20 protein-coding genes are annotated in these 23,334 nt (G+C 55.9%); 4 read left to right on the top strand and 16 right to left on the bottom strand.

Features of this window, described 5'->3' with window-relative positions:
- Position 1: 1 nt before the first annotated feature.
- The 5 genes from RE6C_RS10465 to RE6C_RS10445 are packed head-to-tail and all read right to left on the bottom strand — an operon-like array spanning position 2 to position 4,774.
- Entirely contained in the window at positions 2-1,264 is a 1,263-nt protein-coding gene (locus RE6C_RS10465) for a class I SAM-dependent methyltransferase (RefSeq protein WP_008656382.1), read from the bottom strand.
- Positions 1,261-2,475 carry a GTPase gene (locus tag RE6C_RS10460; protein ID WP_008656381.1) on the bottom strand — a complete coding sequence of 405 codons (1,215 nt, stop codon included), beginning with the start codon at positions 2,473-2,475 and terminating at the stop codon, positions 1,261-1,263. The genes RE6C_RS10465 and RE6C_RS10460 overlap by 4 nt, the downstream gene beginning before the upstream one ends.
- 22 nt (positions 2,476-2,497) lie before the next feature.
- The gene (locus tag RE6C_RS10455; protein WP_008656379.1) at positions 2,498-2,896 is read right to left on the bottom strand and encodes a hypothetical protein; all 399 of its coding nucleotides are present in this window, start codon (positions 2,894-2,896) and stop codon (positions 2,498-2,500) included.
- On the bottom strand, positions 2,893-4,377 hold the full coding sequence (locus RE6C_RS10450; RefSeq protein WP_236618095.1) for a helix-turn-helix domain-containing protein: 1,485 nt from the start codon (positions 4,375-4,377) through the stop codon (positions 2,893-2,895). Before RE6C_RS10450 ends, RE6C_RS10455 begins: the two co-directional genes overlap by 4 nt.
- Entirely contained in the window at positions 4,364-4,774 is a 411-nt protein-coding gene (locus tag RE6C_RS10445; RefSeq protein ID WP_007327709.1) for a nuclear calmodulin-binding protein, read from the bottom strand. Before RE6C_RS10445 ends, RE6C_RS10450 begins: the two co-directional genes overlap by 14 nt.
- Before the next feature lie 277 nt (positions 4,775-5,051).
- On the opposite strand from RE6C_RS10445, the gene RE6C_RS10435 reads away from it, so the two are divergent.
- Positions 5,052-6,209 (top strand): hypothetical protein, encoded by a 1,158-nt coding sequence (locus tag RE6C_RS10435; protein WP_008656376.1) that lies wholly within the window; start codon positions 5,052-5,054, stop codon positions 6,207-6,209.
- A 15-nt stretch (positions 6,210-6,224) separates the two neighbouring features.
- On the opposite strand, the gene RE6C_RS10430 is transcribed toward RE6C_RS10435, so the two are convergent.
- The 11 genes from RE6C_RS10430 to dnaG form a co-directional block, all read right to left on the bottom strand.
- Positions 6,225-6,989, bottom strand: coding sequence for an esterase/lipase family protein (locus tag RE6C_RS10430; RefSeq protein ID WP_008656375.1), 765 nt, complete (start codon positions 6,987-6,989; stop codon positions 6,225-6,227).
- Between the two features lie 43 nt (positions 6,990-7,032).
- Positions 7,033-7,242 carry a cbb3-type cytochrome oxidase assembly protein CcoS gene (ccoS, locus tag RE6C_RS10425; RefSeq protein WP_008656374.1) on the bottom strand — a complete coding sequence of 70 codons (210 nt, stop codon included), beginning with the start codon at positions 7,240-7,242 and terminating at the stop codon, positions 7,033-7,035.
- Complete coding sequence (locus RE6C_RS10420; RefSeq protein WP_008656372.1) at positions 7,239-9,740, bottom strand: heavy metal translocating P-type ATPase metal-binding domain-containing protein; 2,502 nt, start codon at positions 9,738-9,740, stop codon at positions 7,239-7,241. The genes ccoS and RE6C_RS10420 overlap by 4 nt, the downstream gene beginning before the upstream one ends.
- Before the next feature lie 9 nt (positions 9,741-9,749).
- The gene (locus RE6C_RS10415) at positions 9,750-10,571 is read right to left on the bottom strand and encodes a sulfite exporter TauE/SafE family protein (protein ID WP_008656371.1); all 822 of its coding nucleotides are present in this window, start codon (positions 10,569-10,571) and stop codon (positions 9,750-9,752) included.
- Between the two features lies 1 nt (position 10,572).
- On the bottom strand, positions 10,573-11,106 hold the full coding sequence (locus tag RE6C_RS10410; protein WP_008656370.1) for a FixH family protein: 534 nt from the start codon (positions 11,104-11,106) through the stop codon (positions 10,573-10,575).
- Position 11,107: 1 nt separating this feature from the next.
- Positions 11,108-12,625 (bottom strand): cytochrome c oxidase accessory protein CcoG, encoded by a 1,518-nt coding sequence (gene ccoG, locus RE6C_RS10405; protein ID WP_008656369.1) that lies wholly within the window; start codon positions 12,623-12,625, stop codon positions 11,108-11,110.
- A gap of 11 nt (positions 12,626-12,636) precedes the next feature.
- Positions 12,637-13,254: a cbb3-type cytochrome c oxidase N-terminal domain-containing protein gene (locus RE6C_RS10400; RefSeq protein ID WP_008656367.1), complete on the bottom strand. Its 618-nt coding sequence runs from the start codon at positions 13,252-13,254 to the stop codon at positions 12,637-12,639.
- Entirely contained in the window at positions 13,251-13,427 is a 177-nt protein-coding gene (locus RE6C_RS32450; RefSeq protein ID WP_007333282.1) for a hypothetical protein, read from the bottom strand. Before RE6C_RS32450 ends, RE6C_RS10400 begins: the two co-directional genes overlap by 4 nt.
- A 60-nt stretch (positions 13,428-13,487) precedes the next feature.
- Entirely contained in the window at positions 13,488-15,986 is a 2,499-nt protein-coding gene (gene ccoN, locus RE6C_RS10390; protein WP_008656366.1) for a cytochrome-c oxidase, cbb3-type subunit I, read from the bottom strand.
- A gap of 298 nt (positions 15,987-16,284) precedes the next feature.
- Positions 16,285-17,988: a sigma-70 family RNA polymerase sigma factor gene (locus RE6C_RS10385; RefSeq protein WP_008656363.1), complete on the bottom strand. Its 1,704-nt coding sequence runs from the start codon at positions 17,986-17,988 to the stop codon at positions 16,285-16,287.
- Between the two features lie 210 nt (positions 17,989-18,198).
- Complete coding sequence (dnaG, locus tag RE6C_RS10380) at positions 18,199-20,421, bottom strand: DNA primase (protein WP_008656362.1); 2,223 nt, start codon at positions 20,419-20,421, stop codon at positions 18,199-18,201.
- A gap of 581 nt (positions 20,422-21,002) precedes the next feature.
- On the opposite strand from dnaG, the gene RE6C_RS10375 reads away from it, so the two are divergent.
- The 3 genes from RE6C_RS10375 to RE6C_RS33480 form a co-directional block, all read left to right on the top strand.
- A complete protein-coding gene (locus tag RE6C_RS10375; protein ID WP_008656357.1) occupies positions 21,003-21,971 on the top strand; it encodes an ABC transporter permease in 969 nt (322 codons plus the stop codon).
- Positions 21,961-22,926, top strand: coding sequence for an ABC transporter permease (locus RE6C_RS10370; protein ID WP_008656355.1), 966 nt, complete (start codon positions 21,961-21,963; stop codon positions 22,924-22,926). Before RE6C_RS10375 ends, RE6C_RS10370 begins: the two co-directional genes overlap by 11 nt.
- Before the next feature lie 230 nt (positions 22,927-23,156).
- A partial coding sequence (locus tag RE6C_RS33480; protein ID WP_144054726.1) for a DUF1589 domain-containing protein occupies positions 23,157-23,334 on the top strand: 178 nt, incomplete at its 3' end.

Here is a 23,334-nt window from a genome sequence, read left to right as displayed (position 1 = left end):
GCTAGAAAGTTGGGGCCTGCTGTGGCAAGTCCGTCACGACGGCGTAGGTCTTTTTGCCGTTCCGACCGATCCACAACGCCAGGGGAGTCTCACCGCATTCGCGAAGCTTTTTTCCCAGTTTGGCGGGGTCGATGTCGACCCCGCGAACCTTGATGATCTCCGGATAAGACTTCGCTTTCCGGAAGTACCTTCGCAACGCCCGATCGTCACAGGACATTCGATCGCGAATTTTCGCGATCGTGGCGAGTTCGTGGATGGATGCTTGGCAGGGCAAGTTTTCAAAGTCCGTTTCATTCCAGTCGGCCGTCAGGAATCCGGACGGTCCGCCAAGGGGCTTCGCTTGATGACGACTTGCAAAATGGTCCGTCAGGCCCGCTGCACGGATGGCTCCATCCGGATCGATCATCCAGCTTTCGACCGAAGATGTGGACGGTGCGGATTCAGTCCAGTCATCCGAACCAGAAGCAAAACGGTGGGCGGAGTCGTGCTTTAGAACCACTGCGGATCGTCCACCAATCTGCCAGTTGGTTTCATTGGTTGAAATTTCGGGCGGCGTTGGAAGTGTGCCCCAGATCGCGGTTTGTTCGCGAACGCTACCGCCGGATGAGATCCACATCAGATGACAAGACTGCGTAACAGATGAATCGAGTGTCGTCGCGGGAGCCATCTTCACCAAACCGCCTTCTACCAGACCAAGCAATTGCTCAGTGCGTTCCCAGCTTGGCAGCCAAGCATCAGGCTGGGTATGTCGTTGATTGTCGGCTCGACGATCGGGATCGATGTGAATCCACTTCGAGCCATCGACAACCTCAGCTGGTTCCGACTCGATCACATCCATCCGACGCAAATTCGCGACGACATCAGCGGTGACCAAATTCGCGGCGGTGAACGAGAGTACCGATTGGTTTGCGTCGATCCCGGTTGCCGGTCCCCGACGAGCCAATGCGATCAGGTCACCTCCAATGCCACAGCAAATGTCCGTTACCGGTTGATCGCCAAACCAAGCCGCTTTGAATTCTGCGACTCGCAGCGTGGTGGATTGTTGGATCGCTCGCCGAGTCACCCACCATGATTCCCCTTCCCGTTTGGGAGGACCGAGTGTGGCGACCGCTCGAGTTTGCAAACCCGCGATGTCTTTTAGGATCGCCTTCGTTCCACTCGAAAGCGTCTGCATCACCGGCGAGTGCACTCGTCCAGCGATGCAATCTCGCATCGCTTCCCGCAGGTCGTCCGTGACTTCCAATTCAACCGACGATGAGGTCACGATGCGACTCCGGTTAGCAATTGTCGTAACGTGGTTGCTGCGTCATCGAGCGACACCGCCCGACAAAGTTGATTAGTCAGGTCGAGCTGTCGTTGGCAAATTGGAATCGGTGAATGTCGAGGGGGAAGCGTCACGGTTAGATGTGCAGCCAGTGTTTGCATCAGTTTGCCGACACCGGGATCGTCGTCCACACTCGAGATGGTTTGATGCTCGATCTTGTCGGCGATCGACTTGGTGTCGTCGCTCAGCAGGTCTGCTTTATTGAGCACTTCCACAACATTGGTTGATTTGGAGACCGGCAAGGATCGTCGGAAGTCTTGCAAATCCATCAGCGTTGAAGGCTGGCACACAACCAACAGCAGGTCGGCCGACTCGACGGCAACGGAGGCGCGGCGAATCCCTTCTCGTTCGATCGCCGCACCTGACTCGGTCAGGTGACTTGTTTCGCGAATGCCAGCGGTATCGCTCATTCGGACCGGAACCCCGGCGATCACGGTGTCGCATTGCAAGACGTCGCGAGTCGTACCGGCGGAGTCGTGGGTGATGCTGCGTCGGAAGCCGACGATTTGGTTCATCAAACTGCTTTTGCCCACGTTCGGTGGCCCCGCCAAAACCAATCGACGAGGTTCGCTCAAGCGGACTCCACGTTCGCCGTTTGCCGCGATCGTTCGGGCTGCATTGCAAAGGTCATCGAGCAACGATTCATTTTCTTCTGGCAACTCGTCCGACGATGAAGCTGCATCAATACGTTGAAGCCACCGCTCACACCACTGGACCAATTGCCCTCGAGTTTGATCGAGCGCGACGGCAGCTTGTTGGCTGGTCACACAGCGTTGCAGAACGTATTCCGCTTCGGATAGCAGAATCGATGCGGATCGTTGCCAAGTCGATGACTCAACCGATTGAACTCCGCGATCGGTGAGCGAAGCGAGGATTGCATTGACTGCGGCTTCCCCGCCGTGCCCGTGGATTTCGAAGCTGCCATCGGCCATCGGAGTCAAGACGATCGACTCGCCGGGACCGTCGGGAAGGCTCTTCCAGGTACCGTAACGAACTTGTCCCGCTGAAAAGTTCAGATTTGATTTCGATGCGGGAACGAAACAATCACGCACGCACTGGATTGCGAGCGGGCCGCGAAGACCAATCACCGCAACGGCGGACAGCCCCACGCCCGTCAGTCGAGTTGCGGTCGTTTCATCGATGGAAGTCATGAATGCGAGCGAGATGAAATGGTCAATTTGAGATGCGAAGCGACCACTCTCGCACAACGTGCTCAATAGCGATCAGATCGGTCAACTCAGAAACGATCAGGCGAACACCGAATCGTTGCAGTACCGAACGTTCGGCATCGGACCATTGACCCGCCGCGATGTAAAGGCGATGGTCGGATTGAGGCGATCGGGAGTGGAGCCACTGAGTCAGTTCGTGGATCCCGTTTTGATCGCCGGCCCACAAGATGACCTCGGGAGTAATCGGTTGCGAGGACCGAAGATTGCGTTTGTGAATCGGAACGTCGCCGAGCGAGGAAAGCGTTTCAGGGTGGAAGTCGGTGCTCCACATCACCCGCGCGGCATCGAACCAGCGTTCGGTCTCGGGGCCGGTCACCCAAAGTTTGGTCTGCACGGCATTCATCCGTCCAGCTTTCGCAGCAATCGAGCACGGCTGATTCCCAAGCGACGAGCCGCTTCGGCTTTGTTGCCTTGCGACGCTTCCATGGCTTGGTCGATCAATTTGCGTTCGTACTTCTGAACGGCTTCGTCCAGTGATTCGATCCGGAAGTTGTTTTCAATTTTTTCGGGTTCCTGTTCCGATTCAGTTCGGGGACCGACTCGATAGGAACGAATGACCAAGGGCAGATGATCGCGTCCGATTCGATCTCCCACGACGCGACCGAGTGCGGAGGCCATCGCTTCGGCGAGTTCATCAAAATCATTCGGCCAGGGATACAGTGTCAACGCGTCCATCGCGTCGCGACCCAAACGGGGCATGTCAGAGTCGGACATGCGTTTTTGAGGTTGTCCCGATCGATGAGCCTCTCGAAGCAACGCCAACGCCAACGTTGGGATGTCTTCTCGGCGATCCTTCAAACGAGGAACCGTGATCGGCATCGCACGCATCAAATTCATCAGTGGCTTGGCGATGCCCGTGACCGCTTGCGGCATATGAGTCAGCTCGGCGATTTGTGCATCCAAAGGATCATCGGGTTTGCCGCGATGCGAATGGTTGTCGACGACGCTCGCAGGATCGAGCATACCGATCAGCCGAAGGTGGTCGCCGAACACTTCCACCCACTGGCTCAATTTCAACTGCGCATCGTCGGGCATCTCGTCGAGACGTTCGATCAGCAGCGTCGCGTTGCTGCGATGGGAGTCGTGTTGATTGATCGATTGGATGGCCGGGGCCGCGTAAGCTTCCAAGAGCTCGGCATCCATCAAAGCTCCATCGACAACCGTGAGTGATTCGTCGGGTGCGGATGTGTCGTGAAGTCGCAACGCCAGTTCGCGACTGCTGGAATTGGTCGGCGTGAACAGACCCAGATGACATCGCATCGAGGTTGCAGCGGTGACGCGTCGACGCAGCAAAACCGCGGCGTCGGATTCTCCGGCCAGCAAAATGTCCGCGGTGCGAGCGTTGGACGTTTGATGCTTCGCGATCAATTCGCGAAGCAATGATTCCTGGCGAAGTCCGCCTTCACCCAGCCAATCGGAGAGCGGCACCTCGCTGTCGCGAAGAAACTCGCCGACGCAGCCAATCGTGTAGCCGCTGTTGCCGAGCGATATCCAATGCGCGACGGCGGTCAACGCTTCGTCGCTCAGGTTGCTTTCGCCGAGACCTTTGGAATCGCCGAGATGCTTTGAAAGAGTGATCTGTCGGGTTTGATGGCCGCGAAAACGGATCGATGGATCGGGACGCAGCGCGTCGACCCATTGCTCGGAAACTGTCTGGACCGTCTGTGACTCGTCCGTCTCGGTGGATTTCCCCAGCCATTCCGCCATCGCGGGCGAAAGGTGAATCAGATCACCGACAGCGTCGATGATCCACACGCGTGCGGTGGATGCATCGAGCTGTTTGATGAGCGATCTGGGGCGTGACGGTCGACTAGAACGTGTCAAGAATGAAGTGGTGCCCTTTGTGGAACCGGCGATTGCTGGGGTAGTAGTTGTGCCAGCTTTTATTGTAAACGGGAATTCTCATTTCCGTTGGGTAGCGATGATACAAGCTGTCGCTGCTCTTGTAATAATCTTGGCCCCAGAAGTTTTGGGGGTAATAGACATAGGGATAGTGGTACATCCGGTTCCAATCCGTGTTGGCGGCGGATGATCCCCAGCTTTGGCCATAGGCACGTTGGCCCTGGTAGCCCATTTGACCCATTGCGTTGGGAAGGGTTCCACCGGCTCCCATTGCCACGGGGGCACCGTAGCCCTGAGCGGCGGCGTGATGAGAATCGCAGGCAAAGCCCACAATGAAGACGACCGCTGCTGCGGCCAAGATGGTAGCTCGTTGGTACATTCCGACATTCCCCCCCGGGTATGAATCGCGTTAGGCGATGGATCTTTTTGATCGCGTGGTTTTCCCGCGTGGCGTGGTCCACACTGGTTTCATCGGAGTTATCGGCACAACCCATCGATCAGGATGAGTCGTTTCGTTTCCGATTATTGGTCCAAGTGCTAGAATTTCATTTGGGGGCGGTTTGAACACCGTCCGATCTGAAACGTAGACTCTGATGCATCGGCGACAGAAAAGTCACCGATATCCCGCAAGTCACCCACCCACCTTTTGTGAATTCATGACCACTCTGAAAACTCGTGTCCTCGTTGGCGTGTTGGTGCTCGGAACCCTGATGGCCGGTCCAATCGCGTCCGCCTGCCCGTTCTGCAGTGCCGTGTCTCAAACGCTGCGGCAAGAGATGGAGGTGATGGACGCGGTGGTGGTCGCAACGGCACTACAGAGCGATCTGACCCGCAACGCGGACACCGGGCAGATCAAAATGCGAATCGAAACCGTGCTGAAAGGCGGTGAACACGTCGAAGCCGGTCAGGAGGTCACCGCTGTCTACTTTGGCGACGTTGCCAAGGGACGTCGTTTTATGCTCAGCGGAGTCGATCCTCGCGATATGCAGTGGTCTTGTTTGCCGCTGACGCCCAAAAGCGAAAAGTACCTGGAAAAAATCACCCAGTTGGCTGACAAGGAGCCCTCGGAGCGTTTGTTGTTCTACTACAAGTACCTGCAAGACGAAGATTCGATGCTCTCGCGGGATGCGTACGACGAATTCGCTTCCACACCTTACGATGAAATCAAAAAGATCGAATCGGCCTTGGATCACGACACCTTGGTCACTTGGATTCAAGATCCCGAGATGTCACCCGATCGCAAACGGATGTATCTGACGTTGTTGGGCATCTGCGGCGATCAAGAAGACCTGCCGATGCTGGAATCGATGCTCAAAAGCACACAGAAGAGCAGCCGTTCAGGGCTCGATGCTCTGATTGCTTGCTACCTGACTCTCGCGGGAGAGCAAGGGTTGCCCGTGATCGACGAGTTGTTCCTCGAAAACAGAAAAGCTTCCTACGCCGATACTTACGCTGCAATCATGGCGGTCCGGTTTCACGGCAGTGAGGGCGGCGTGATTGCTCGCAGTGCTTTGGTTCAATCGCTGCACCACATTCTTGACCGGCCTGACCTGGCTGACTTGGTGATCCCCGATTTGGCTCGTTGGAAAGATTGGAGCCAGATTGATCGCATCAAGCAATTGTTCCTGGACGCCGACGCGGAAAACAATTGGGTGAGAGTGCCCGCGGTCAATTACCTGCGAGCCTGCCCAAAACCGGAAGCCGCCGAAGCGATTAAAGAGCTAGAGAAAGTCGATCCCGATAGCGTCCGCCGTGCCAACACATTCTTCGCGGTTCCCAAACCGTCCGCGGAAGTGAAAGCCGTCAAACAGTAGGCGGATCACTGCGGATCAGGCAGCACGCCGACGATCGGTTGCGGTGTGTTGCCTTTGGACGGAGTCGCCGGCCTCGGTCAGCGGCCGAATCGGGATCATCATCGCTGCCGTCTCGGATTCAACAACAGCCTGCAGGCGTCCTTCCTCGAGGAAGCGAAGCGTCATTTCGATGGCGAGCGGGTGTTGAACCAATCGCTGATGCGACGTCGGAATCACGACATGGTCGGATTGCCCGTCCAGATGGGTCGCACTCTGAGAAACGATCCAATCTTTCTCAGCCGCGATCACGCCCACATCAATTCGATGAGGGCGTGGCAGCTGGTTGACCAGGCTGCTCTCGTTTTCGGACAGTTCCGCAAGTTGCGGAAAACGGTTCGCAAACGGGCCGAGTGGCAATCTCGTCAGCCAGGAGCCCCGGTTCGGCGGTGCCATCATCAGCAACCGACCGCAACGCTTTTTCGCGATCGTTTCCATCCGGGATTGAGCAATGGCCGCTCTCGTGATGATGCCACCCATGCTGTGCGTGACGAAGTGAATGCGTCCGATGTCCGGTCGGCCGAGGGCCTGTTGAATCACCGTGGTGAGACGGCTGGCATGCGACAAAATCGAACCACGCAAACTGGGGTAATCCCACACCAAGGTTTCATAGCCGGCGGAAGTCAGTGAATCCGCGATTGGATCCAGGCTTTTTCCGTTGGAAAGAAAACCGTGAGTCGCGATCACCAAGTCGTGGGTGACGTGATCGTGCGAGTCTGCAATTTTGAGCAAGTGGCGGTTCATAAGCCTGTTATCGGCCACCACCAAGCCAAATTTCGCTCAAAATTCAGCGTGTGCGATCCTGGGAAGGATGGGCGGTGTCGGCTGTTTTCGTCGCCTTCGATTGCTTTGGTTTCGGCTCGTCGTCGATCAAGATTCGAACGGCGGGGGATTCCAAATCGTCGTACTGGCCGCCTCGAATGCACATGATGCACGCGATTGTTCCACCCGCACCCAGCAGGAGGGCCAACGGCAGAGCGATGAACAGAACACTCATGATTGTTTTTCGCGAAAAATGGGCCATGCCAGCGTGAGTGCTAGCACGGTGACCGAACTGATCGGCATCAAGATCGCCGCGACGAGGGGACTGATTCGTCCCGACATTGCCAAAGCGACCGCCACCAAATTGTAGCCGAGTGAGGCGGCGAACGCCGTTCGTATCAGAGCTTGTGTCCGCCGTGCTGCACCAATCAGATCCGAAATAGATGTCATGCTGTCCGAAGCGATGTAAATCGGTGCGGCTTGCAGACTGACCTCGGCACCACCGCGAACCGCGATTCCTACATCGGCCGCCGCCAGGGCAGCAGCATCGTTGGCACCGTCGCCCACCATGACCGTCGAACCACTTGAGTGGTGGCGAACGTGTTGCAATTTGTCCTCCGGCGACAAACCCCCGAGTGCCTGCGCGGCATCCAGATTCAATTGCTCGGCAACATGAGCCACAATTTTCGGATGGTCACCGGATAGGATGCCAACTCGCCAACCTCGTCGTTTCAGCGATTCAACGAATTGGTCGACGTTGGGCTTGAGCGGGTCGCTGATCGCGAGCACGCATGATGCGATTCCATCAATTGCAATGATGCTGGGACTGGCAGATTGATTAGTGCAGTGCTCGCATGCGGCGAGAATCGATTCCGTGAGAACAACATGGTTGTCTTGCATGAAGGATAGGCTGCCAACCAGAACCGCGTGTCCATCGCTGTTGCCAGAAACGCCACCGACGTGGACTTGACCGAGTTGTGCGTTTGTCGGAACGGTGAGATCACGTCGGCTGGCTTCCCTCTGAATCGCGATTGCGATTGGATGTTCGCAATGTCGTTCGATTGCTGCAGCATGAGCGATCGCGGATGCATCTCCCTCGACGTAGGTGGCTCGTGGTTTGCCTTCGGTCAAAGTGCCAGTCTTGTCGAACCAAATGGTTCCCACGGAAGCCAATGTCTGCAGCGAAGAACCATCGCGAATCAATATCTTCCGCTTTGCCGCTCTTCCCAGTGCGACCGCGATTGCCAACGGTGTGGCCAAAGCCAACGCACACGGACAGGCAACGATCAACAATGATGTCGCGTGAGAAGCCGCGATGCCAAATCCGTCGCCCAGCCAAGCAAAGAACGTTGCGATCGCCAGCAGAGTGACAATGACAACGAAGTAGCCACCGATCGAATCGGCAAGCTGCACGATGGGAGTTTTCTGCGCCGCCGCCTCTTCCACCGATTGCATGACCTGCCCAATGCGACTTTCGCGTCCGACCGACGTCACGCGAACATCTAGCGGACTCTGCAGGTTCACTGTTCCAGCAGAAACAGAATCGCCTTTCTGTACCGACACTGGCAGGCTTTCGCCGGTCAGCAATGATTGATCGATCGATGATTGGCCGCCAAGGATCACTCCGTCGACGGGAACACTTTGTCCCGCCATCACTCGCACTGAATCGTTGGGTCGCAAATTGTCGACCAACACCAGTTCGGTCTGATCATTTGCCAGAATGCGCTGTGTGTGACGAGGTGTGATTCGAAGCAGCAGATCGACCGCTTTGGCCGCACGATGCTGTTGATGAAATTGAATCCAACGTCCAATTAGCAGCAAGAAAACCAGCACCGCCAGCGAATCAAAGTAGGATTCGCCCTGCCCCGTGATCGCCGCAATGACGCCCGCAACGGTTCCGACCGTCAAACCCAATGCAACGGGCAAGTCCATGTGCGGTGTTCGAGTTTTGATCGACGCCCAAGCACCTTGAAAGAACGTCCGGCCGGGCAGAAGCACCGCCGCCAATCCCAGCCCGGTACCCATCCATCGCAGAAAGGACCAATGTTCGGCTTCGACATCCGATGCTTCGCCGGCATACAAAGCGATGGCAATCCACATCGCGTTGGCGGCACAGAATCCCGCGAAGGCAATCTGGATCAGCAGCCGATGGTTTTCTTGCCGAAAGTGATCTTCACGGTGCTCGGGCAGCGGCGACAACTCGTAGCCGAGCCGGTCAAGCGGTTGAGCGATTCGGCTGAGTGAGATCTTCTTGGGATCAAACACAACTCGCATCGTGTGCTCACTCATCTTCACACGAGCATCCAGCCAACCTGGTGTTCGAGTGGCAACGTTTTCGATCAGCCACGCACAGGCGGCACAGTGCAGTCCATGCACGGCCAGCTCACATACCATCGTTCCATCGGATTGCTCGATGGGTTGGGATGCACCCAGATAATCGGCTCGGTCAAAGACGGTGTATCGTTCGTACAGTGAGTCCGCAGAGATCGGCTGCCCGTCGCGGTCAATCGGCTGCCCGCCGCCAGCCAATTGGTCTCGCAGGCCGTAGTAGCCTTCCAGGCCCCAGCCATGAATCAGCTCGTAGGCACCGCGACAACCGTTGCAGCAAAAGACTGTCTTCGGATCCGAATCGCGATGAACCTCGGTTGGTTCACCGCAGTGCACGCAGGGAAGTGAGGTTTCGGCCATCGACGAAGCGTCCGCGTTCTTCGATGCATCGAGATTCGAAGGCATGATGTGTCATCACTCTTGCGGCGTTTCGCAGGGGATGCCTTCGGCGCAGCAGCACGGAAGTGGCGTCTCGGTCAGTTCGGAAAGTGTTTGCTGCGAGTTGGTACCATTCAAATCCAAATCCACATCAGCACGAATGTCAGACAATGAGTTCAAATCAGCGAAGCCTCGGCCCGACGCGGTGTAACCGCCGGTAATGATCAACGTCGCGGCTGCTGCGGCGGGAATGAATCTGGTAAAGCGGCGAGACAGCGATTGGGTGCCCGCGATGAGTGCGGTAAGTGCGGGGACGGTCCCCAGCCAGAACGCCGCCATCACCAGACCACCATTGAGTGTTTGGCCCGTTCCCGCCGCGACCAACGCAAATAGATACAACCATCCGCAAGGTAGCAACGTTGTCAGCATGCCTATCGCGAGGGCCCGTCCGGCGACGGGCAATTTGAAAATGAGAGGCCGCAGTCGGACGAGCACGCCACTGATTCGAGATGGCGTGACCGGTTTTGCAGTGCTACGACGAACGGAAACGATTTGCCAAAGCTTCCAAATGCCCAAGGCCATCATGATCGTCCCAACCACTCGCGCGGCAGCCAATTGAATTCCGAGTGTTTCGCCACCGATTTCAACCAAGCTGCCAATGGTGCCGGCGATCAATCCAGCCAACACGTAGGTCGACAATCGACCCAGGTGATACAGCGTCGTGGACCAAATCACCGTCGACTTTGGTTGTTTCTCACCAGCACCGCTGGCCCAAATCGCCAGCGGTCCGCACATGCCGACGCAGTGCATGCTGCCCAATAGACTGGCCGTGACCACGGCACTGGCTAGCATCCACATCTCAATTTTCCAATTCGAGTGTGCGAGAAAGGGTCATCGGTTCCCCCGCTCCATCGACGGTCAATTCGAGTTGCCAGAGTCCTTGCTGTGGCATCGAAGCCATCCCGAGGTAACGGCCTTCGCCCGTGCTTTGCAATTCAACCGCTTCGAACGCACCCGCATCGGCATGGCGATAGACAACCGCGTTGACGTTCAATTCGTCCAGCGATTTTCCTTGCTGGTTGTGCAGTTCGACAGAGATCGCTCGTTGCCCCTTTGCGTCTGAGACATCTGAGACGATGACATCGACATTCCACCCCAAGCGTTCAGACGCCAACGACGCCCGATAAGACTCATCCCAATTCAAAGCGGCTTGATGGTAGTCCGGGACCACGGCCAAAGCGGGATCGCCGATCGCAAGTTTGATCGCGGTGCCTAGGATGGTGGCTTGGATGGCGAAGAGCAACAGAACTAAAGAGATGTAGAATCGCTTGGCGCGACGCTCTTCCTTTTGCTGCGTTTCCATGGATGGATTGAGTTCGGTTTGGGATGACATATTAGCGGCGTGGCCCCAGGACCTTCATAGAGATGATGCGTTCGTTGCCGCTTTGGTCCTTGACCGTCAGTTCGATCGATTCGTTGCCGTCGCCCATGGTCATGGAGGAAGGGAAATTCAATCGAATCGGCAGCAGTTTCGATTCGGCTGGTTCAAGGTGTTGGGCGTCGGTGTCAATGATCTCGACCTCAACACTCGAGTCGTTTGTTGACAATTCATACGTCTGAGCGATCTCGGTACGATTGACCAAACGCAGATTGAATGCGTTGGAAACTTCCTTGGCACCAAGCAGCGAATAAGGAGCCCCACGTCCGCGAAGAATCCTTGCGTCAAACCCGCTCTTGCTGGAGATCGCCATGGCAAGGCCGGAGAAGACTCCAACTAAAACGATTGGATAAATGATTGTTCGAGCACGCAGCAATTTCTTCGGTTTGCGAGCGATGGCGTCTTGTGAACTGAAGCGAATCAAACCCTTCGGTTTGCCGACTTTTTCCATCACGTCATCGCACGCGTCGATGCACTGAGTGCAATTGACGCACTCCATTTGCAATCCGTCGCGAATGTCAATTCCGGTTGGGCAGACGACGACGCATTGATGACAATCGACACAATCGCCGGCAGCCTTTCCGCGGACGAGATCCACGCCGCGTTCATCATCGTGGGTTCGTTTTCCTTTGATGCGAGGCTCACCACGCACCGGGTCATAGGCAACGATCTTGGATTGCTCGTCGAGCATGACCGATTGAAAACGTCCGTAAGGGCACGCGATGAGACACAGTTGCTCTCGGAAGAACAGAAAGTCGAATAGCATCAATCCCGTTGTGCCCGCCATGACGAGGAACGCCGACGGATGATCGATCGGTGAACTTCGGACCCACTGAGCAAGTTTCTCGGTGCCTACGAAGTAGGCAAGAAACGTGTGAGCCAAAAACATGCAGAGAACGAGGTAGACGCCAAAGCGAGCAATTTGCCAAACCGGACTGATTCCGCGAGCGGGCTTGCCACCTTTGCCAACCGTGCCATCGAAGAAGCGATCGATGGGGCGGAACAAGAATTCCATGTAGACGGTTTGTGGGCACGCCCAGCCGCACCACGCGCGCCCGGTGATCGCGGTGACCAAGACGATGCTCACGAAGACACTGAGCATGAACAACGCCAACACCAGCGTGTCGGTGGGATAAAAGGTTTTGCCCAGCACCGTGAATTCGCGGGCGGCGATGTCGAGCAAAATCAGAGGTTTTCCTGCAATCCTCAAATGTGGGATAGCAACGAAGACCACCATCAAGATGTAAGCGGTCACACGGCGGCGCTTCCACCATTCGCCCATCGACAACTTTGGCCGAAGCCAACGGCGGCTGCCATCGGCTTCCAGCGTGCTCAGCACGTGCTCGTCTGGTTTGAGCAACGCATCGTTGTTTTCAGACGCACCCGTTCCACCCGATGTCCCATCGCGATCCGCCGCATAGCACACCTTGCAAGGCGAAGGCGAGAACAGAGGCAACGATGCTCGGGTGGACATTGGATTGAATCTTATTCTTCGGGGGTTTCGGGTTCGTCTTCAACAGGTTCAGGCCACGGCGGAATTGTCTTGCCCTCCGGACCTCGGTTGCTTTCGATGTTCTGGCCACGCAGTGTCGCGACGTACGCGGAAACCAGCACAATCTCATTTGGATGCAGACGGTCCGACCATTTCGGCATCGCTCCGCCACCGGCACCATTGATGATGACCTTGGCGATGTCTTCGATGTTCTTCACGTTCTTGTAGTATTCGTCGGTCAGGTTTGGACCGACCTGCCCTTCGCCTTCGCGACCGTGGCAAGAGATGCAGTTGGCTTTAAAAACAGACTGACCAACACGAACCCAGTTGGGTTTGTTCATGTAGCTGGCCAGTGTCGCCTCGTCGGGATTCAAGTCGCCGATTTCCGCGAATTGCAAACGGGTGTTTTCAGCCAACGCGATCCCGTACTGATCTTCGACCGAACGTCCGGCCGCTCCGCCGTGATAGAACAGGAAATAAAACGGGCTGAAGAGAATCGAAGCAACAAACAACCACTTCCACCAACCCGGCAATGGATTGTCGAATTCCTCTATCCCGTCGTAAGCGTGATCGGTCTTTGGAGCGTTGTCGTATTCTGTCACTTGGCTCATGGTCGTGGGTCCTCCACTTCGTCGCTCAGTGGAATCGATGCGAATCGATCAGTTGCATTCTTGGAAAGTCGGAGTGTTCCGTAAGTCATCGTGGCAAAAGCGATGACAAACAGAGCGAGTGCCAATTCGGCAAACGATGAATAATCGAGAGCGCTGACTAGATCTCGGATCATGTCGTTCTCACAGGGGAGTTTTGGAGAGGCTTCGGAGACAATTGACGTTTCGCAGTTGTGTTAGTTCACCACGAAAGCGTCTTGGTTTGGTCCGTCACCATGTTCAGCTTGGGCCGCTTCTTCAACCGCAGGTTCAGCGGTTTCTTCACTCGATTCAGTGTCCGTGTCTGCTGGTTCGGCGGTTTCTTCCGCGGCTGGTTCTTCCGTCGCGAACAAGTCCACGCCGACGCGTTGCAGGTAGGCAATCAGTGCGACCGCTTGCTTTTCGTAAGCTTTCGCGGGTCCACCCTGCGCGACAATGTCTGCCGCGATGTATTCCGCTTGCTTGTAAGCAACTTCGGCGGTGTTGTTCAGCTCCTCGTCGGTGTACTCCGCGCCCAGATAGGCCGCGACTTTGACGTGTGGAGCAATCGCGTCGTAGTTCATGTCCTCGGTCAGGAGATGCCCATAGTCGGGCATCACGCTTCCCGGAGAAACGTTTTCTGGGTTTTCGAAGTGAGTCCAATGCCAGAAACTGCTCTGCTTACCACCTTCACGAGCCAAGTCGGGACCGATGCGGCGGCTGCCCCACTGGAACGGACGGTCGTAGATGAACTCGCCTGGTTTGCTGTACTCGCCATAGCGTTTCGTTTCCGAGACGATTGGACGAATCATTTGCGAGTGGCAGTTGTAGCAGCCTTCCGAGACGAAGATGTGTCGTCCGGCTAGTTCCAACGGCGTGTATGGTTTGACCGTCGCGATGGTCGGCACGTTGGACCGGATCAAGAACGTCGGAATCACCTCAAACAAAGTGGCGACCACGACGGCGATCGTGGTGAAGACCGTGAAGCGAACTGGCAATCGTTCCCAACGTCGGTGCCATCCCATCTGGCTCCAAACGCTGACCTTCTTACCAAGCTCCAGCACAGGAGCACCATCAATCGCACTGGTCGGAGTAGGCGTGTGGTCGACGTAGGTCTTGGTCAAACGCGGTGCAGTATGGACCGGGTTTTCATACTCGGCGGGGCGTCCCATCCAAGTCATCATGGAATTGATACCCAGCATCAACATACCGCTGACGTAGAGCACGCCACCGACGACTCGCAGCCACCACAGTGGGACGATGGACTGAGTTGTTTCGATGAAGTCCGGGTACATCAGGTGGCCGGTGTCATCCATGGCTCGCCACATCCAACCTTGCATCAGGCCGGCGGCATAAATCGGGATGATGTAGAGCAGGATCCCAATGGTCCCCGTCCAAAAGTGCAGGCTGACCAGTTTGTCGCTCCACATCTTGGTTTGGAACAACCGTGGTAGCAGCCAGTACAGCATGCCGAACACCATGAACCCATTCCAACCGAGTGCACCCGCGTGAACGTGCGCGATGGTCCAGTCGGTGTAGTGAGTGAAGGCGTTGATCGATTTGATCGACAGCATCGGGCCTTCAAAGGTGCTCATGCCATAGAACGTCACGCCAACGACGAAGAACTTCAGCACCGGATCAGCGGCGACTTTGTGCCACGCACCACGCAGAGTCAGCAAACCATTGATCATTCCGCCCCAACTAGGCATCCACAGCATCAAGCTGAACAACATGCCCAGTGTGCTGGCCCATTCAGGAAGTGCGGTGTAATGCAGGTGGTGAGGACCAGCCCAGATGTAAATGAAGACCAGCGACCAGAAGTGAATGATGCTGAGTTTGTAGCTGAAAACGGGGCGTTCAGCGGCTTTGGGTAGGAAGTAATACATCAAGCCCAAGAAGGGCGTCGTCAAGAAAAAGGCGACTGCATTGTGGCCATACCACCACTGCATGAATGCGTCTTGGACCCCTGCGTAAACGCTGTAGCCCTTGAACCAACCAGCGGGAATGACCAAGTTGTTGAACACGTGCAACAATGCGACCGTCACAATCGTGGCAATGTAGAACCACAATGCGACGTACATATGTCGCTCGCGTCGCTTGATCAATGTCATCAAGAAGTTGCCACCAAAAATGAACAACCAAACGACCGCGATCAGCAAATCGATCGGCCATTCAAGTTCAGCATATTCGCGACTCTGAGTGATACCCAAAGGAAGCGTGATGGCCGCTAGGACAATGACGAGTTGCCAACCCCAGAAGTGCAGGCGACTGAGAACGTCGCTCCACATCCGGGCTTTGCAAAGACGCTGTGTGCTGTAGTAGACCGCGGCGAAAATTCCGTTGCCCGCGAATGCAAAGATTGCGGCATTGGTGTGCAAAGGGCGTAGCCTGGCAAACGAAAACCAAGGCAATCCTCCGGTGATCGACGGAAGAACCAAGAGCACTGCAACGATCAAACCGACCAGGGTAGCGACGATGCCCCACACGATCGTGGCCGTCGCAAACAAGCGGACGATACCGTCGTCATATTGAAACTGTTCCAGCCGAACTTCTTCTGTGCCTGAGTCGGATGACAAGGCTGCGTCATCTGGACCGTTCGTCGGCGTACCAGTCGCCATTTCTATCCTCAGATTTCCGTAGTTGAACAGCATCCAAACACGAATGCGGCAACGCCCAAACGCTGATCGCGGCGGGCATCGGTGATCGGTAAAGGTCACCTGCCGATATTAAAAACGTAGTCGTCGAAAAAACCCACACCAACGCCTGCAGAATTCGGTTTCCGCGACATTACGCCACGTGTTTTGCCATCGGATCAGTCCGAGCGTCCTGAGTTGCAAAGCGATAGGTGCTGTCGCAGGGTTGTATCATAAATCTTGAAATATGGGTGGCTGAGATGAAGCGTCGCCGGACCGTTTTGAAGAAAAAGAGCCTTCGGGAATTCGTCGCGGCAAGACGATTTCTCGAAGGCTCGATGGTCTTCAATTCACCTGGTTCACAGTGGTCTCGATGGCAGATTTAGGCAGCGGGTTTGAGGTAAGACGACAAACGCTCGGCACGCGACGGGCTTTGCATCTTCGCAACCGCTTTGGCTTCGATTTGGCGGACGCGTTCACGAGTGACCTTGAAAATTCGACCGCACTCTTCGAGCGTGTAGCTGTAGCCGTCGACCAAGCCGTATCGCAAGCGAATGATTTCGCGTTCGCGGAAGGTCAGGGTTTTCAGCAGTTCGTCGATCTTGTTTCGCAGCATGCCACTGGCGGCGATGCGAACGGGGTTGTCAGTTTCGCTATCTTGAACAAACTCGCCAAAGCTGCTGTCTTCGCCTTCGCCAACGGGACGGTCCAGGCTGACGGGGTGACGACCGATGTCCATGACTCGGCGGACTTCTTCGATTGGCACATCAGTCGCTTCGGCGATGTCTTCGTAGGTTGGCTCGCGACGGAGCGTCTGGGTGAGTCGCTTTTGTGCTTGGCGAAGCTTGCTGAGCACGTCGATCATATGCACAGGGATTCGGATCGTGCGAGCTTGGTCAGCGATGGCTCGCGTGATCGCTTGGCGAATCCACCATGTTGCGTAAGTGCTGAATTTGAAACCGCGACGATACTCGTATTTGTCGACCGCTCGCATCAAGCCGGTGTTGCCTTCTTGGATCAGGTCCAGGAACGACAGGCCACGGTTGCGGTACTTTTTCGCAATCGAAACGACCAAGCGAAGGTTGCCAGCACTGAGTTCGCGTTTGGTTGCTTCGTATTGATCGAAGTGGCGGCGAACTTTGGCCATGCGGTTGTGCAAGCTGGTCGGGCTTTCTTGCGTGACCAGCATCAGTTCTCGGAGTTCTTGACGCAGGTCAGCTGCTTCGTCACGGCTCATCGCGTCGTTGCCAAGGTCGGCCAAACGCTCTCGAATGAACGTCATTCGGCCGGAGATCTTTTCAAGTTGGTGCAGCAGCGGTGTGACGCGGCGGCTTCGCAGCGACAGTTCTTCGACGAGTTCCAAGCATTTGCGACGGCGACGCAGGAATTGCTTGCGGACTTCGGCTTTTAAGCGCGGCGATGCACTGCGTCGAACCAAAATTTCAAAGTCGGCTTTGTTCTTGGCGATCAAGTCATTCAGCGTTCGCAAGTTGTGTGGCATTCGCTGAGAAATTTGTTCCTTGGTCAATCGCTCGGTCAGCGAGACCTTGATCGTTCGGTCGAACGGGAGTTCGCCCGAGTGAACTTTTTGCAGCGTTTCGACGGTGGCTCGCAAAGCGTAGTCAGTTTCCAACAGCGAGCGACGATATTGCTTGCGAGTGATTTCGATCTTCTTCGCCAGTGCGATCTCTTCTTCGCGCGACAGCAACGGGATCTCGGCCATTTGGCTGAGGTACATGCGAATGGGATCTTCGCTGGCTTTTGGCAGATCAGCTGAAGAGAAGCTTTGCGATGCGACTTCGTTTGCCAGGATTTGTTCGGGCGTTTCTTCGTCGGCATTCAAGTCGACCGGACGCAGTCCACGAACGTTGGGTGACGGGCGACGTGCAGCGGCGTCGCGAGCCTTCTTTTCCGAGGCTTCAATCAGTTGGATACCACGATTTTCGAGAGCCAACAGAAGCGAGTTCAGCTTCTCTGGGTTGACGTCCTCATCGGGTAGGTACGTGTTGACTTCATCGTAGGTGAGGAAACCGTCCTTGGTTCCGCGGGCGATGAGTTGCGAAAGATCTTGGTCCATCAATTGCATCGGAAAAACCTCCTGTTATGGGTCACGTTCCTTCGTGGAACGGTCAGTCATGTTGGTGTTTGCGGGAACCTGAATCACGTGTTTCAGTTCAACAATGACTGTGAGTGTCGTGTTTGAAATCTTTTCAAATGCGATTCATCATGAATCGCGAACGCTTCAGTTGGGTCGGGTGTCGCGGCTCCTTTGAGTGGTGGCCTTGGAAGGGTTGTCCTAGCGGGGCGTTTGCCGAATTCGTTCGGCAGCAAACAGTTGTTCTAACATCGCGAGCTCTTCGTCTTCGGGCAAGGATGCAGATTGTAATTTTTCGATTTGGCGAGTCTTTTCAGCGTCAAATTCTCGCTCGCGAAAACGTGTCAGGATCGCGGTGTATCGTAAGTGTGGCTCGTCTAAAACGTGGCCGGCACGTTGCTCGATTCGTTCTTGCAAAGTGATGATTTGATTTTTTAAAAAATCATTCTCGAGCAGGACAAGCACGGAGTCGACGTCCAGGTCGCGGCCCTGCAAATCCAAGTCTTGGTAGGCGGACAGCAACATCTTCGCGGTATTGGAATGCAGCCACGATGGATCGATTGCTTCCACCGCCATCGCTGCGACTTCGGGTGACTCGATCAAGATCTCAAATAGTTCGCGATCGACGCCGGTGATCGCGGCACCTTGTTCGGGTGGCTGTGGTCGTGACGGTCCACTCACGGAGTTCCGGCCTGGATGATTCGATGCTCCAAAATCGCTCTGCGTCGATGGAGCGTAGTCATCAAAGCCTTCGTCAATGCCAAACGCGGCCGCGTCTTCCATCGCCGCTTGCGCGAATGGATCGAAGTCGTCCATTGATGCGGAAGTGGGCGGTCGAGTGGCAGGCTTTTGCGATGCCGGTGATCTGGTTGGTGCGTTGGATTGCGTTGAGTCCTGAGGCCCGTTGCTCGTGTTGGCTTTGCGGTAACGAGCTTGCTTGCGTTCTCGTTCTGCGTTTTCCTCGCGAACTGTTTCGAGGCGTCGTTGCAAGCGTTCAACAGGAAGGCCAAACGTTTGGCTCATGCGAACCAACAACTGATCGATCTTGAGTTCGGTCTTGTCGCTTTTGGCCGGCGTCTTGGTCAGCACGCCCAGCATGGTTTCGATCGCGGTCGTGACGCGGTGCGTGTCGCGAGTGACGTCAACACCTTCGGTCAAACGATTCAGCTTGTGATCCATCGCGTCGGGGGCTTTGCCGGCCATGTCCAGCAAATTCGCGGCGGATTGTTGTGCGAGGAAGTCGGCCGGGTCCAGTCCATCGGGCAGCGTCAGGATTCTCAGATCTGCGTCTGCGGTAACGAAGAGTTCCAGGACTTCTTCTGCGCGGCGTTTGCCAGCTTCGTCGCCATCGAGAACCAACACGACTCGATTGACAAAGCGTTTGAGCACGCGAACGTGGGCGGCGGTCAGGGCGGTTCCGAGCACCGCGACGCTGTGGTCGATGCCCGCCATGCGAGTCGCGACCACGTCGGTGTAGCCTTCCATGACGAGGACTTCATCGGCGGCACGCATCGCATCGCGAGCGAGGTGCAATCCGTAGAGCTCGTTGGATTTGCGGAACAACATGGTCTCGGGACCATTGATGTACTTCGCACCGCCATTGGAACCGTCGCCTTTGGCTTCCGCGATGCGGTTGGCGATCGCGGGAATGATTCGTCCGCCCAGCGAGATCGCTTGGCCTTGAGCGTTGTCGATCGGGAACATCAATCGACCACGGAATCGGTCGTAGCAACCAGATTTTCCATCGCGGCCAATCGCGACTCCGGCGGCTTGAGCGACTGCTTCGGAGAGTTTGTTTCGTTTCAGCAGATTGACGGCGAAGTCCCAAGAGTCAGGTGCGAAGCCAATCTTGAATAGTTCACGGTTGCTGTCATCGATGCCTCGGCTGGCGAGGTAGTCCCGTGCCATCTTGGCGTCGTCGGATTTTCCGCTGGCCAATTCGTCGAAGTAGGCTCGGCAGACCAGGTCCACCGCTTTCATCAGGGTGGCTTTGTCGTCGGGGCTGCCCGGTTGAGTTTTGGGGCCGCGATTGAATTCGGGGATTTCGATCCCGGCTCTTTCGGCCAAGCTTCGCAGTGCGGTGGGAAAGTCCACGCCTTCGCGTTGCATGACAAAGCTGAAGATGTCCCCGCCGATGTCGCAGACCCAGCACTTCCAAGATTGGCGTTCTTGGTTGACCGTCATCGACGGACGCGTGTCATTGTGGAATGGGCAGCGGGCAACGAAGTGACGGCCCTGCGGACGCAATTCTAGATCATGCCCGATGACATCAACGATGTCGGTCGCGGCACGAACTCGCTCTTTGACGTCGAAGTCCGTCGAAGGGGACAAACGAACGCTCCTGTCAAAAGGCCGGATCAAAATGTCGTTGGCGACAAATTCAACCAGCACGAACGCGGGGGACATCCACTCCAGAAACGACATGCGGCGGGCAAGTCGAGCAAGATTTTCCTTGCTGGCTTGTCAACGGCTGCCGATCCAAATTGGATGCGGTCAGTGGAACGGTCAACCCGGCTTCGCGACTGCGAAGTGATCGTCACTCTTCCTGAGCGACCGGCGTTTCGAAGTTCCCGCGAAAGTCTGGGAAAGTGAGGTGCCGAGGCAAATTTCGGTCCGGTTACATCCCTGTAGCGTAGTGTGTCAGCCGCGGTGGGTGGAATTCCCCAAATGGCAGGCTGCCCGCTTCGTTACAAGCATGCGAGAAGTTTGCTGCGGTTTCACGGACGCGTCAATACCAATCAGAGGCAAAAATGAACGCGAAAGCTCTTTTGGATCAGATGCTCCCAAATCACGTTTGATTCAGTGAAAAACGAGGAAGCCGTCGATCGCAAACAGCAGATTTGCTAGCACGATTGAGCGTTCTGTGCGGGGGCTCTGAGCCTGAGGGGCATCGGAAGATTCTCGCCTCTCGGCTACTTTGGTTTGAGACGGCGAATGGGCCCATTGTCCGGTGCCGGTGCCACGTCGACCGCCTGCCATCCTCGAAAGCCTTTCTGTAATTCTTCATGGCGACCGCAACTTCGTCGTTTGACGACCCAGATCTGGATTCGCATCACGTCGCCGCAACGACGTGGAGCAGTCGCGTGCGAGTGTGGAAGAAAATCTTCTCCACCGCCCTGTCGGAACGGTTGGTTTATCGTGGAGATTTCGCGCTCGGAACGTTGATGCGTTTCTTGCCAATCGTCACACAGATTTTTCTGTGGTGGGCGATTTACGATTCGATCGCCGCCAGCGAAGCAGCCGAGCAAATGGTCGAGTCGGCCGTCGGTGGATCCGAGACAAGTGGTTCGGAGCTAAGTTCAGCAACCGAGGCGGTTCAGATTGGCGGATTCGGTTTTCGCGATATGGTGGCGTACTACTTGATCACCATGTTGGCACGGGCATTCTCCAGCATGCCAGGGTTAGCATCCGGCATCGCTCTGCAAATTCGCGAAGGCGAAATCAAACGCTACTTGATCCAGCCGATCGACTTGATCGGTTTCTTGTTGATCAACCGAATCGCTCACAAAGTCGCTTACTACGCGATCGCCTTTGCTCCATTCGGTTTGGTGTTCTTTCTTTGCCGCGATTACTTCGTCGGTGGGTTCCCGCCGCCGCATTTGTTCGCGGCTTTTGTCGGATCGTTGGTGATGGGGTTCTTGATCGGCTTTTTCCTCGAAGCCGCCATCGGAATGATCGGCTTTTGGTTTCTGGAAGTCTCGTCGCTGCTTTTCCTTTACATGTTGTTTAGCTTCTTTCTGTCGGGACACATGTTTCCGATTTCGTTGTTGCCCGACAGCATTGAATGGTTCGTCAATTTGTTGCCGCTGAAGTACCTCGCCTATTTCCCCGCCGCCGTGTTCCTGGGAAAGATTCCCGACGAAGATCTACCGATGGAAATGGCGATCGAAGCGGCTTGGCTGACGTTCTTCATCGTTGTCTGTCGCTGGTCCTATTCCCGCGGTGTGGCTCGTTACAGCGGGTATGGAGGTTGATGCCATGCAATCCAAGCTAGCAACCGATGGTTCGAATCAAGACAAACCAGCCATGAACGACCAATGGATGAACGAAGCGGGGAGTGCGGACCGAGAGGCGGGTTCCGAGTGGATGCGTTATGTCCGAGTTTTCGGAACCTTCGCTCGTAACAGTTTGGTTCGCGACATGACGTTCCGTGCGAACTTTGTGATCGAATGCCTGAGCAGCATCGGTTGGACGCTGATGAACGTCGGATTTTACCTGATCATCTTTCAGTTCACCGGATCAATCGGAGCGGACACGGGTTGGGATCGTGAACGCTTCTTTTTGTTCTTGGCCACGACCTGGTTCATTAATTCGATCGTGCAAGCGTTCTTCATGCCCAACGCGGAAGAATTCAGCGAGTTGATTCGAACGGGCGGGTTGGACTTTGCCTTGCTCAAACCGATTGACACCCAGTTTTTGATTTCATTTCGACGGGTCAGTTGGTCATCGCTGGCCAACTTTTTGGCGGGACTGGTGATCGCGGGGGTGGCACTGACCAAGCTGGCAACTCGCGAGGTCGATCCGCATATACCGTCGGTCACTTCGCTGGTGCTGTATGTGCTCTTCTGCATGTGCGGCATCGTGATCATGTACAGCCTGATGATTTGCCTTTCCGCAACCAGCATTTGGTTGGGACGCAATCAGACGCTCTACAACTTTTGGTTCTACATCACCAATTTCAGCCGCTACCCGATGGAGATTTACAACCGCGGTTGGGGCACGCCGATGTACGGGTTCTTCACCTTTGTGGTGCCGGTGTTGGTGGTCGTGAACGTCCCGGCTCGATTGCTGGCCAAGCCAATTGATCCACGGACCAACGAAGAATGGCTGCTGGTCGGTTGGGCGTTGGTCGCCACCGTGATGAGCGTCACCTTCAGCCGTTGGGTCTTTCGTCGAGCACTGAGCAGTTACCGCAGTGCCAGTTCGTAGGCCCGCCCACGCCACCGGGCTGCTATCCAGACCGCGATGGTTATCCGCTTGCTATAGCTAATCGGCCTCGCAACGAAGGGCAAGGCATCGTTTTATGACGAAGTAGTGCGAGGGTGAACTTTGTCGCCGCAATGAGTTTCGGGCGACCTAGCGATCGGGACGCTCCCGGTTGCTCGAACGAGTCTAGTCGATGCGATTCTTGGGCGTCCGAGTCGTAGGCCAGGTCTCACCTGGCACCGAGCCGATGCTTGGGAACCAAGCGAGGCGTCCAGCCAACCTTCAATGCCGAGAGCGGTGTTGCTCTGGCTAAGAACCATCGCCAGGTGAGACCTGGCCTACGAGCTGGCACGCATCGGCACCGTGTCTCGCCCCGCCCCGCCACCTCACACGACGACCTCCCTGGGAATG

The sequence above is a fragment of the Rhodopirellula europaea 6C genome (genome assembly GCF_000338295.1).
GTDB lineage: Bacteria > Planctomycetota > Planctomycetia > Pirellulales > Pirellulaceae > Rhodopirellula > Rhodopirellula europaea.
This window is presented reverse-complemented; position numbering and strand designations above follow the sequence as displayed.

Coding starts and splice junctions, on each gene's coding strand:
- RE6C_RS10460 (WP_008656381.1), bottom strand. CDS start 2,475: ATGACTTCCATCGATGAAACGACCGCAACTCGACTGACGGGCGTGGGG.
- RE6C_RS10455 (WP_008656379.1), bottom strand. CDS start 2,896: ATGAATGCCGTGCAGACCAAACTTTGGGTGACCGGCCCCGAGACCGAA.
- RE6C_RS10445 (WP_007327709.1), bottom strand. CDS start 4,774: ATGTACCAACGAGCTACCATCTTGGCCGCAGCAGCGGTCGTCTTCATT.
- RE6C_RS10435 (WP_008656376.1), top strand. CDS start 5,052: ATGACCACTCTGAAAACTCGTGTCCTCGTTGGCGTGTTGGTGCTCGGA.
- RE6C_RS10430 (WP_008656375.1), bottom strand. CDS start 6,989: ATGAACCGCCACTTGCTCAAAATTGCAGACTCGCACGATCACGTCACC.
- ccoS (WP_008656374.1), bottom strand. CDS start 7,242: ATGAGTGTTCTGTTCATCGCTCTGCCGTTGGCCCTCCTGCTGGGTGCG.
- RE6C_RS10420 (WP_008656372.1), bottom strand. CDS start 9,740: ATGCCTTCGAATCTCGATGCATCGAAGAACGCGGACGCTTCGTCGATG.
- RE6C_RS10415 (WP_008656371.1), bottom strand. CDS start 10,571: ATGTGGATGCTAGCCAGTGCCGTGGTCACGGCCAGTCTATTGGGCAGC.
- RE6C_RS10410 (WP_008656370.1), bottom strand. CDS start 11,106: ATGTCATCCCAAACCGAACTCAATCCATCCATGGAAACGCAGCAAAAG.
- ccoG (WP_008656369.1), bottom strand. CDS start 12,625: ATGTCCACCCGAGCATCGTTGCCTCTGTTCTCGCCTTCGCCTTGCAAG.
- RE6C_RS10400 (WP_008656367.1), bottom strand. CDS start 13,254: ATGAGCCAAGTGACAGAATACGACAACGCTCCAAAGACCGATCACGCT.
- RE6C_RS32450 (WP_007333282.1), bottom strand. CDS start 13,427: ATGATCCGAGATCTAGTCAGCGCTCTCGATTATTCATCGTTTGCCGAA.
- RE6C_RS10385 (WP_008656363.1), bottom strand. CDS start 17,988: ATGCAATTGATGGACCAAGATCTTTCGCAACTCATCGCCCGCGGAACC.
- dnaG (WP_008656362.1), bottom strand. CDS start 20,421: ATGTCGTTTCTGGAGTGGATGTCCCCCGCGTTCGTGCTGGTTGAATTT.
- RE6C_RS10375 (WP_008656357.1), top strand. CDS start 21,003: ATGGCGACCGCAACTTCGTCGTTTGACGACCCAGATCTGGATTCGCAT.
- RE6C_RS10370 (WP_008656355.1), top strand. CDS start 21,961: ATGGAGGTTGATGCCATGCAATCCAAGCTAGCAACCGATGGTTCGAAT.